The organism is Sporomusa sp., assembly GCF_035561255.1.
Taxonomy (GTDB): Bacteria; Bacillota; Negativicutes; order Sporomusales; family Sporomusaceae; genus Sporomusa.
Genome location: NZ_DATMXX010000085.1, coordinates 1 through 10,381, shown reverse-complemented (window position 1 = coordinate 10,381; position 10,381 = coordinate 1). Strand labels below are relative to the sequence as shown.

The 10,381-nt window shown below is 44.1% G+C and carries 11 protein-coding genes; all 11 read left to right on the top strand.

Annotated elements, in window-relative coordinates; genetic code table 11:
* Window positions 1–273: 273 nt before the first annotated feature.
* Window positions 274–1,905, top strand: a complete 1,632-nt coding sequence (locus tag VN379_RS05070) for a lactate permease LctP family transporter (RefSeq protein ID WP_325531454.1) — start codon at window positions 274–276, stop codon at window positions 1,903–1,905.
* A 263-nt stretch (window positions 1,906–2,168) separates the two neighbouring features.
* Entirely contained in the window at window positions 2,169–3,245 is a 1,077-nt protein-coding gene (locus tag VN379_RS05065; protein ID WP_325531452.1) for a ferredoxin oxidoreductase, read from the top strand.
* A gap of 20 nt (window positions 3,246–3,265) precedes the next feature.
* Window positions 3,266–4,036: a thiamine pyrophosphate-dependent enzyme gene (locus VN379_RS05060; protein ID WP_325531450.1), complete on the top strand. Its 771-nt coding sequence runs from the start codon at window positions 3,266–3,268 to the stop codon at window positions 4,034–4,036.
* A gap of 4 nt (window positions 4,037–4,040) precedes the next feature.
* Entirely contained in the window at window positions 4,041–4,757 is a 717-nt protein-coding gene (locus VN379_RS05055) for a 2-oxoacid:acceptor oxidoreductase family protein (protein WP_325531448.1), read from the top strand.
* 12 nt (window positions 4,758–4,769) lie between these two features.
* Window positions 4,770–5,018 carry a 4Fe-4S binding protein gene (locus VN379_RS05050; protein WP_325531446.1) on the top strand — a complete coding sequence of 83 codons (249 nt, stop codon included), beginning with the start codon at window positions 4,770–4,772 and terminating at the stop codon, window positions 5,016–5,018.
* A gap of 79 nt (window positions 5,019–5,097) precedes the next feature.
* On the top strand, window positions 5,098–6,072 hold the full coding sequence (locus VN379_RS05045; RefSeq protein ID WP_422663617.1) for a polyprenyl synthetase family protein: 975 nt from the start codon (window positions 5,098–5,100) through the stop codon (window positions 6,070–6,072).
* Window positions 6,073–6,091: 19 nt separating this feature from the next.
* On the top strand, window positions 6,092–6,877 hold the full coding sequence (locus tag VN379_RS05040) for a FadR/GntR family transcriptional regulator (protein WP_325531444.1): 786 nt from the start codon (window positions 6,092–6,094) through the stop codon (window positions 6,875–6,877).
* 120 nt (window positions 6,878–6,997) lie between these two features.
* The gene (locus tag VN379_RS05035) at window positions 6,998–7,207 is read left to right on the top strand and encodes a twin-arginine translocase TatA/TatE family subunit (protein ID WP_325531442.1); all 210 of its coding nucleotides are present in this window, start codon (window positions 6,998–7,000) and stop codon (window positions 7,205–7,207) included.
* 9 nt (window positions 7,208–7,216) lie between these two features.
* Window positions 7,217–8,047, top strand: coding sequence for a twin-arginine translocase subunit TatC (gene tatC, locus VN379_RS05030; protein WP_325531440.1), 831 nt, complete (start codon window positions 7,217–7,219; stop codon window positions 8,045–8,047).
* 33 nt (window positions 8,048–8,080) lie between these two features.
* Complete coding sequence (locus VN379_RS05025) at window positions 8,081–9,541, top strand: menaquinone biosynthesis decarboxylase (protein ID WP_325531438.1); 1,461 nt, start codon at window positions 8,081–8,083, stop codon at window positions 9,539–9,541.
* The coding region (locus tag VN379_RS05020; protein ID WP_325531436.1) for a UbiA-like polyprenyltransferase at window positions 9,534–10,381 on the top strand (848 nt) is incomplete at its 3' end. The genes VN379_RS05025 and VN379_RS05020, both read left to right, overlap by 8 nt.

The following is a 10,381-nucleotide window of genomic DNA, read 5'->3' as shown; positions in this document are numbered from 1 at the left end:
AAGTTATAAATATTTGGATTTTGGAAGCAGGATTTTGTTAGTATAGGTAGAATAACATCAGAGGTAAGATGGTCAGACCACCAGTCCTCAAGGCCGGTATTTTTCGCTGATGTCGGAGCATGGCATGAGGCAGGTGGCTTTGCAAAAATCATTTGCAATTTTTGCAACTTTAACGAAAGAGAGGTGTTTTTGGTCTAAAATTTAATCGGCAGACTAATTAAACAAAGTAATTAAAGAGAAAGCGTAAAGCTAAAAAAGAGGGGTGTAAATTTCATGACGTGGACACAAATATATGACCCAATGGGAAATTTAGCTTTATCGGCATTTATGGCAGCAATTCCTGTGATTATTATCTTTTATCTGCTTGCCATACGCCGGACACCTGGTCAAATTGCAGGCGCAGCCGCTGTAACCTCGGCAGTGCTTGTAGCAATACTGGTATACAAGATGCCTGTTGCAACAGCTCTTACCGCTACCGGTATGGGTGCAATGTATGGTGTATTCCCCATCTTTTGGATCGTTATTACCGCAATCTTCATTTACAATATGACCGTTGAGACCGGTCAGTTCGAAATCATCAAAAACTCAATTGCTTCTATCACTGATGACCGTCGTCTACAAGCGCTGCTCATTGCATTCGCTTTTGGCGCATTCCTGGAAGGCGCTGCCGGTTTTGGTACACCTGTTGCTATTTCGGCAGGCATGCTGGTAGGTCTTGGCTTTAATCCACTATATGCAGCAGGTCTTTGTCTGATCGCTAATACGGCGCCTGTTGCCTTCGGTGGTATTGGGATTCCAATTATCGTAGCTGGTCAGGTAACCGGTTTGGACACGATGAAGATCAGCCAAATGGTAGGGCGTCAGTTACCATTCCTCTCGGTAATTATTCCGATTTGGCTTGTTGTTCTTATGTCAGGCTGGAAATCTGCAATGGAAGTACTGCCTGCCTGTCTGGTAGCTGGTATTTCGTTTGCCTCGATCCAATATTTGTCATCTAACTTCATTGGTCCGGAACTTCCTGATATCCTCTCGGCTTTAGCTACAATTGTAGCTTTAACCGTATTCCTGAGATCGTGGAAGCCTGCGAAAATCTGGCGGTTTGCTGATGAAAAAGCCGCGGCAGCCACTACTACTAAACTTCCTGTATATACATTTGGCACCATCATAAAAGCATGGTCACCATTTATCGTCCTCACAGTAATGGTTATTCTCTGGGGCTTAAAGCCGGTTCAAGCTGTAATTGATGCAGTATCACTTAAGATACTGGTTCCTGGTCTTGATAAAGTTGTTATGCAGGTTGCACCTATTGTTAAAAAGTCGACAGCGATGGCTGCTCTGTATAAGATTAACTGGCTAAGTGCTGCTGGTACTGCATTGTTTATTGCCAGCATTATATCAGCAGCCATTTTGGGTGTTGGTCCTAGCCGTTTCTGCAATATCTTTGCCAGAACCTTTAAACAGTTGACTAAACCGCTTATCACTATTCCATGTGTGTTAGGTCTTGCATATGTTATGAACTATTCTGGTATGAGCTCCACTCTTGGCCTGTTCTTGGCCGGGACTGGCAGTTTCTTCCCCTTCTTCTCACCTTTCCTGGGATGGTTAGGCGTTTTCCTGACAGGTTCAGACACTTCAGCCAATGCCTTGTTTGGTAACCTGCAATCTGTTACGGCCCAACAAGTTGGTATGGACCCTGTTCTGGCTGTTGCAGCCAACTCTTCCGGTGGTGTAACTGGTAAGATGATTTCGCCGCAGAGTATTGCTGTAGCTACTGCCGCCACTGGTTTAGTTGGGAAAGAGGGCGATTTGTTTAACTTTACAGTAATGCATTCCCTCGTTCTGGCTGTGGTAGTAGGTGTTATGACCTACGCCCAGGCATATGTATTGACTTGGATGATTCCTTAGTAAGATAGTAATAGTTGGATCTATTGTATATAGAACTGCTGGATGCTGGGTATGATATGAGGGTGGGGAAAATATCCCCACCTCATATCGTTATATAAGGGTTTTTACATTTTTTTCAAATTGGTAAATAACTCGGATTATCTATAGCTTGACTAGTGTCCAGGAGGAATTCGCCGCGTGGACACTAGTCAGGCTATGGCCTGAGTAACACTCAGCTATGCGGCTGAAGTAAGCAAGGCTATATATTTTCAGGAGGTGCTCTTATGGCCGAAGTTTCACTGAAAGGTGAACAAAGAGTATTTATGACAGGCAACGAGGTGTGTGCCTGGGCTGCAGTAGCGGCTAAAGCCGATATTATGTATGGTTACCCGATCACACCACAAAATGAGATTATGCATTATTGGACAAGGCTTGCTCCTAAGTACGGCAAACGCTTCTTGCAGACTGAAGATGAGATCTCTGCCGGTTTTACCACTCTCGGTGGCGTAATTTCGGGCAGAAAGGCCTTCACTGCGACAGCAGGACCTGGCAACGTTTTAATGCAGGAATCCGCTGGCATGGCCGAAATGATGCGACTGCCAATTGTGTATATTATCCAGCAACGGGGCGGTCCCTCGACTGCCACTGTTATCTATGCTCAGCAAGAAACGACATTGACCACTTTCGGCGGCAACGGGGAAGGTCATCGTATTGTTTACTCTACTGCGACCCATCAAGAATTATTTGATTATACGATTAAATCTTTTAATGCTGCCTGGACTTACCGTTTCCCGGCGTTTGTGCTAGGCGACGGTTATCAAGCTAAAATGCGCGAACCGCTTACTATCTATGATCCTGAAGAAAAAGGAATGAATCTGGTTAAACCAACACCTATCCTGGGGGATACTGAAAAACCAGACCGCCAAATTAAGCATATCCGTAATACCTACAATACAGAAGATGAATTATATGAAGTAGTTATGAATCATCAACGTGACTGGGAGAAGATGGCAGGGGAGATTGTGGAATGGGATGCTAAAGGCTGCGAAGATGCCGATGTGATTTTCCTTACTCATGGTATTGTATCCCGTGCTGCTCTGACTGCCTACAACCAGCTGCGTGCCGAAGGTAAGAAAGTAGGTTATTTCCGTCCAATCACGCTTCGCCCCTTCCCTGGCAAACAGCTTAAAGACGCTATCAAAGGCGCAAAGAAGTTGCTTGTGGCTGAATCGGCCTATGGTCAACTTCTAAAACTTGTTCAACATGAAATTTTCGGCAGTACTATCGAAATTGCACCTATGCTTCGCCCGGGTGTTGGTATTACTACCGAAGAAATTATTGAAGAGTATAATAAACTGTAAAAACAGGAAGGAGGACTAACATGCAAGACCTTAAACAAAACAGCGTTCTACAACCGGCTATGCCTACCAGCTGGGATCAAGATACCAAAGCGCATAAGTTCTGTCCGGGCTGTGGCCATGGTATTATCCTGAAATGTCTTGGTGAGGCTATCGACGAGCTGGGTATTAAAGATAAAATGGTATTTGGCTGCGATATTGGCTGTTCGCTTTTGGCGTGGGATTTCTTCAATGTTGATACTGTACAAACTCATCATGGGCGTACTACCCCGGTAATAACCGGTATGAAACGTGCCAATACCGACATTATTGGCGTTGCCTATATGGGTGACGGTGGCGGCTATGCGATTGGTTCCCAGCATCTTTTCAATGCTGCTGTCCGTGGTGAAAAAATTACTATTTTCTTGTGCAATAACTGTAATTATGGCATGACGGGCGGACAAATGGCTCCGACCACACTGCCAGGCATGAAGACAGAAACGACTCCCTATGGACGCGATGTAGAACAGGCAGGCTATCCTACTAAAGGGCCTGAAATGGTTGCTGCTGTGGCTCCTGAGGGGGCCTACGTTGCCCGTGGTACAGTTGCTAATCCCCGTCAGCTAAAAGGTTTCATTAAAAAGGCACTGCAAAACCAAATAGACGGTAATGGTATATCTTTCGTGGAATGCCTGGCTGGCTGCCCGACCAACTGGCGTACCAATGCCAAACAAACATGGGAGTTTATTGAAAAAGATATGGCTCAATACTTTAAAGTCGGCGAGCTGCGCACGCCGCAAGCGAAGGAGGGCTAAACCAATGGCAAAAGTCGTTAAAATTGCTATAGCCGGCGAAGGCGGTCAAGGGGTTCAGTCAATAGCTGAGATTCTGGCCGAAGCCGCTAATGAAGAAGGTAAAAACGCACTATACATCCCGAACTTCGGTGTAGAGCAGCGCGGTGGTGTGTCGATTGCTTTTGTTCAGGTAAGCGATGGTGCCATTGGCGCTCCTAAATTTCAGAAAGCCGACATTCTTATCCCGGTAAGTCCGCGAGCTGTTGACCGGACTAAAATGTATGCTGGTAAAGATACTGTGTATATATATGACAACTCGCTGATCCAGGAAGGCGAAGTAAAAGACAACATTATTGGACTGCAGTATTTTGATGTGACCCCGCCTTGTCCGACTGCAGACCATCCTAACGCTGATCTGCCACAGGATTTGATTGCAGGAGAACCTAAGACCTGTTCGTTCACTAAGCCAGGACCAGGAGTAGACCCTGCTAATATTCCTGAGGTTAAAAAAATTGTGGCCATCCCCGCTAATGACATTGCAAAAAATGAGCTGCACCCGCGTGTATTTAACATCATTATTTTAGGTGCAGTCATTGCAGCAACTGAGGTTCTGCCAATGGACAGCATCAAAAAAGCGCTAGAGACTAAGCTGGGCGATAAGTTTAAAGCAAATCCCGCACTAAGAGATATGAACTTCAAAGCTCTCGAACGCGGCTATCAACTCATTAAGAGCGCAATGTAAGGAGGGGCAGAAATGGCTAAAATTAACTGGGAATCTGAAAAATATGATGGCGAAAAGGGCTTCTGGGCTGTTTTTCCTAACCTGTGCAAAGGCTGTGGCTTATGCATAGAGAAATGTCCGGTAAAATGTATTACCTGGTCGGAGGATCTGGGGGTGTATGGCACACCGCGTGTTGAAGCAGACATGGAAAAATGTATTGTGTGCGGCATTTGTCAGATGATTTGTCCGGATTGTGCCCTCCGCGTTGAAAAAAATAAGTAAAAGACTACCAATATTGTAGACTGTTGCCGGTATAATGGTGTATTATAGAAACAGATTTTGTCTTGTAGGTGATTATTGAGTGAGCAAATTTCCGAACAACATATTCGAAATAGTTCAAGATGATCTAGTAGCTGTCGAAAAAGAACTGTATTCTATAATACAATCGCCGGTAGATTTGGTTAATGATATTAGCGTACACCTGGTACAGGCGGGCGGTAAGCGTTTACGGCCCGCGCTGTATCTGTTATGTGCCCGGGGCGCTACCCCTAATCACGCTGAACTTTTACCGATGGCAGTTGCCATTGAACTTATCCATATGGCTACACTGGTACATGATGATGTGATCGACAATGCAGCTACCCGGCGCGGCCGGCCAACAGCTAACGCCCGCTGGGGCAATCATAGTTCAGTATTAACGGGTGATTACTTGTTTGCCAAAGCATTTTCTGCAGTTACAATCGGTGCTGAAAAAAATATGCTGAAAATTTTAACTGATGTGATTTGTACGATGTGTGAAGGCGAAATTGTTCAATTGAAAGAATCCTTTAATCCAGATCAGGATGAAGCCGATTATCGTCTGAGGGTGGCGCAAAAGACCGCTGAGTTTATTGCTGCAAGCTGTGAACTTGGTGCTTTGTCCGGTCATATGGAACCAGCAGAAGTGGCTCAGGTCCGGGAGTTTGGTTATGCAATCGGTATGGCTTTTCAAATTACTGACGATATTTTGGATTTCACAGCCTCAGCCGAACAAATTGGTAAACCGGTAGGGAACGATTTACGGCAGGGAATAGTTACCTTGCCGGTCATTTATGCTTTGAGAAATAGTCCTTATCATGATGAACTTAGAAGTATTGTTATTAAACAGGCTATGTCTGACAGCGATGTAAAACGTGGATTGGAGATAGTCCATGCAACTGATGCGATAGAATATAGTTATGCGCAGGTTCATAAATATTTGCAACATGCCAGGAATAGTTTGCCAGTAACGCTTAATGCTCCTGTAAGAGAATCCTTACTGGCGGTAGCTGATTTCGTAGGTTTGCGCAAATACTAGCCTTACCTCTGGAGGTGCTATGTTTAAACCGGTTAAAACTAAAAAAGTTTATGAAGAGATTATTGGCCAAATAAAGAAACTTATTATTGACGGCAAACTACATCCTGGTGATAAGCTGCTTTCTGAGCGGGAATTAGCAGACACTTTAAATGTTAGCCGTGCATCGGTGCGTGAAGCGTTTAGTGCCCTTGAGATTATGGGAATTATCACCATTCGCCCGGGCGAAGGTAGTTTTGTCAGACAAGTTTCTTATGAAGGAATGATGGAACCGTTATCCTTTCTTCTGCAGATTGAGATTGATGATATTGTGCAGTTGCTGGAAGTGCGTAAGATCTTAGAGATTGAAGCAGCTGCACTCGCAGCAACGCGGTCGAGTCCCGATGATCTGGAGAATATAAAACACGCTCTTGTCAGCATGCTTGAGGAGGTAAACTCTGGCGGTATTGGGGAAATTGGTGATGCAAATTTTCACTTTTCTATTGCAAAAGCTGCCAATAATCCAATATTGATCAGATTAATGAATGCCATTTCAGACTTGCTGACAAATACGTTTCGAACATCACGTCAAAAACTATTCTTAATTGATAATATGCCAACATTGTTACATCAATCGCATTATGAAATATACGAAGCGATAGCGGCTCGTAATCCGCGCTTAGCTAAACGGAAAATGCAGGAACATCTTAATCTGGTCGAAGATGTGCTTATTAAGATTAAAACAGGTAAAATTCATACATTTAATAAACGAAAAGGCAGCAAAGAAATACTGCAAATTCCTAACGAAGATTACGGCTTTCCTTCGTAATGTGTCATAACAGGGCATAACGGGGGCAGCCGTATTTTGCTATACATTTTACCGGATTGTATTTTGGTGGACTGACAGGTATAATATAGCTGTGTAAATATGCAAAAGGAGATGGTATTGATGTTTAGCTTCAGTATGCCGGAATTGGTGTTAATATTGGTTATTGCACTCGTCGTTTTCGGTCCTGGTAAATTACCGGAGGTTGGTAAGGCGATTGGTAAAGGAATACAGGAATTTCGCCGGGCCAGCACCGATATTGTAAACCCTAAGGATGAACCGTCAAAAGTTGAGGCCACACCCGATAACAAGCAGTCTGACGAGAAAAAGTGAGGGTGTTGAATGCCAGAGAACACGCAAGATGAGAACAATAAGTCAGCAGTGCAGGAAATAAATGAAAATACTACTGTAATATATAGCGACAAAGTCGTTAGAGATGAGCAAGACAACGAAACAGAAGCCGTTGCACCGGAGCAGCCTTCAAGTGGGATGTCGCTGATTGGTCATCTCGAGGAGCTTCGCCGCAGGATAATTGTAATGTTTGCTGCTATTGCTGTTGGTAGCTTTATTTGCTACTTTTATGCTGCCGAAATTACAGGACTGATTACTGCACCGGCAGGAAAACTATATTATATGAATCCATCTGAGGCTTTTTTTACTTATCTGAAGGTTTCTTTTTTTGCTGGATTTTTATTAGCACTTCCGATCGTTATGTATCAATTATGGGCATTCATTATGCCTGCAATGACCAACAACGAGCGAACGGCAGGGGTCTTTCTGGTGCCTGCCTCAATTATTCTGTTTGTTGTTGGACTGGTTTTTTCTTACTATCTGGTTTTACCGGCAGGGATCAAATTCTTTATGGGCTTTGCTAATGAGAATCTTCAGCCGATGTTTTCCATCAGTCAGTATCTATCTTTTGTTATCTCTTTTTTATTGCCTTTTGGATTTATTTTTGAATTACCATTATTTATTTTGGTTATGGCCAGGGTAGGTATAATCAGTTCGTCGTTTTTGTCTGCAAAGCGAAAAATAGTTTTTGTTATGTCTTTTGTAATTGGGGCGGTAATTTCACCCACACCTGATGTTTTCTCTCAGACCATGGTGGCTGTTCCGATGATTTTGCTATATGAGATAAGCCTCTTGATTGTTAAATACATACTGCGTAAATAGTGGAGTTTTTTCTTGGAAAGGAGCAGTTAAATTTTGGCCTATAACGACCTGCGGGAATTTATTGCGGCATTAGAGTCGCGGGGCTGGCTTAAGCGGATCAGCCAGCCTGTCGACTGTGAACTTGAGATTACTGAGATTACCGACCGGGTTTCAAAAATGCAAGGAGCGAAAAACGTTGCCTTGCTTTTTGAAAATGTTAAGGGATATGATATACCCGTACTGATGAATGCTTTCGGCAGCATGGAGCGCATGGCCTTAGCGCTTGGTGTTGATAACATTGATGATATTGCCCATGAAATCCGGCAAATTCTGAAGTTGCCATATATCTCACTGCAAAATAAGCTGGATTTGGTTAAACTCATTCCATCGGCCAAGCGAGCGATTAATTTCCCTAAATATGTAAAAAACGCTCCCTGCAAAGAAGTAATTATTAAGGACAAGCCTTCTCTTGATAAGTTCCCGATCTTAAAATGCTGGCCAGGCGATGCCGGGCGGTTTATCACCCTGCCATTGGTGTTTACCAAGAATCCGCTTAATGGCAAGCGTAATGTTGGTATGTATCGATTACAGGTGTTTGATAATCAAACTACCGGTATGCACTGGCACATCCACAAAAACGGGGCTGAAAATTACCGGGCCCACCAAGAGCTGGGCAAAGATAAAATTGAAGTCGCTGTTGCCATTGGTGGTGATCCTGCAATAACTTATTCAGCAACTGCCCCGTTGCCTCGCGACATTGATGAAATGGTTTTCGCTGGCTTTTTGCGAAAGAAATCGGTTGAAATGGTTAAATGTGAAACCGTAGATGTTGAAGTACCGGCAGGCTCAGAGATCGTGCTTGAGGGCTATGTGAAAATGGATGAAATCAGGATAGAAGGCCCCTTTGGTGATCACACTGGTTATTACTCGCTAGCTGATAACTACCCTGTTTTCCATATAACCTGCATTACCCATCGTAAAAATCCTATTTATCCTGCGACAATTGTCGGTAAACCGCCAATGGAAGATTGCTTTTTGGCTAAAGCCACTGAACGTATTTTTTTGCCTGTATTGCAGACCCAGCTACCTGAGATTGTGGATATAAACCTGCCTCTTGAAGGTGTATTTCATAACTGTGCGGTGGTATCAATAAAAAAAAGCTATCCACAACAGGCTAAAAAAGTGATGCATGCGATCTGGGGCATGGGGCAAATGATGTTCACCAAGATGATTATTGTTGTGGATTCGCATGTTAATGTCCAGGATATGAATGAGGTTTGGTGGCGGGTATTTAATAACATTGATGCCAGGCGTGATATAACTATGGTGGATGGCCCGCTTGATGTACTTGATCATTCTTCTCCTATGCCGAATTGGGGAACCAAGGTTGGTATTGACGCGACAAAATCGTGGCGGGAAGAAGGTCAAACCCGTGAGTGGCCGGACGAGATCATTATGTCGGACGATATAAAACAAATGGTTGATACCAAATGGAAGGAATTAGGTCTTGAGTAAGTTAAAAGCCCATCTTGATAATATAGCATTGTCCCACTCCGTTTTTGCACTGCCGTTTGCCTATATGGGAGCTTTCTTAGCGGCTGGCGGCTTTCCCAGTGGTCCTGATCTCCTGTGGATTACGGTTGCCATGGTTGGCGCCCGCAGTGCCGCTCTGGCACTAAATAATCTTATAGACTTAAAATATGATCGGTTGCACCCGCGTTTTACCCAAAGACCGATGGTCACCGGCATAGTTAAACCCTGGGAGGCTATTGTTCTTATTGCTGGCAGTTTATTACTATTTCTACTGGCTGCTGCCCAGCTTCAACCGCTATGTTTAACACTTTGGCCGCTGGCTATTATCCCGCTGGTGCTATATCCTTATATGAAACGCTTTTCCTGGGCATGCCATCTGGTTTTAGGGATAGCGTTAGCAGGAGCACCTGTTGGGGCCTGGATTGCCGTCAGGGGGGATGTGTCGCCTGTTGCCCTAATCCTGGGATTGTCGGTAGCAGTATGGATTGCCGGCTTTGATGTCATTTATGGCTGCCAGGATGTGGAATTCGATAAAGCTCATGGCTTACACTCAATGCCTGTACGCTTTGGCTTGGCGGGAGCGCTGCGATTATCTAAGCTCATGCATATAGTAAGTATTGCCGGTTTTATCATTGTCGGGAATAGTTTGAATTTGCATAGCATTTATTATGTGGGAGTGGCAGTGGCTGCAGGTGTTCTTATTTTTCAACATCTGATTGTCAGTCCCGCCAATTTGAGTAAGGTAACTCAAAAATATTTTATGCGCAACGGGTTAGTGGGAATTACAATGTTTGTCTTTACTATCTTTGCGTTATATTCCGG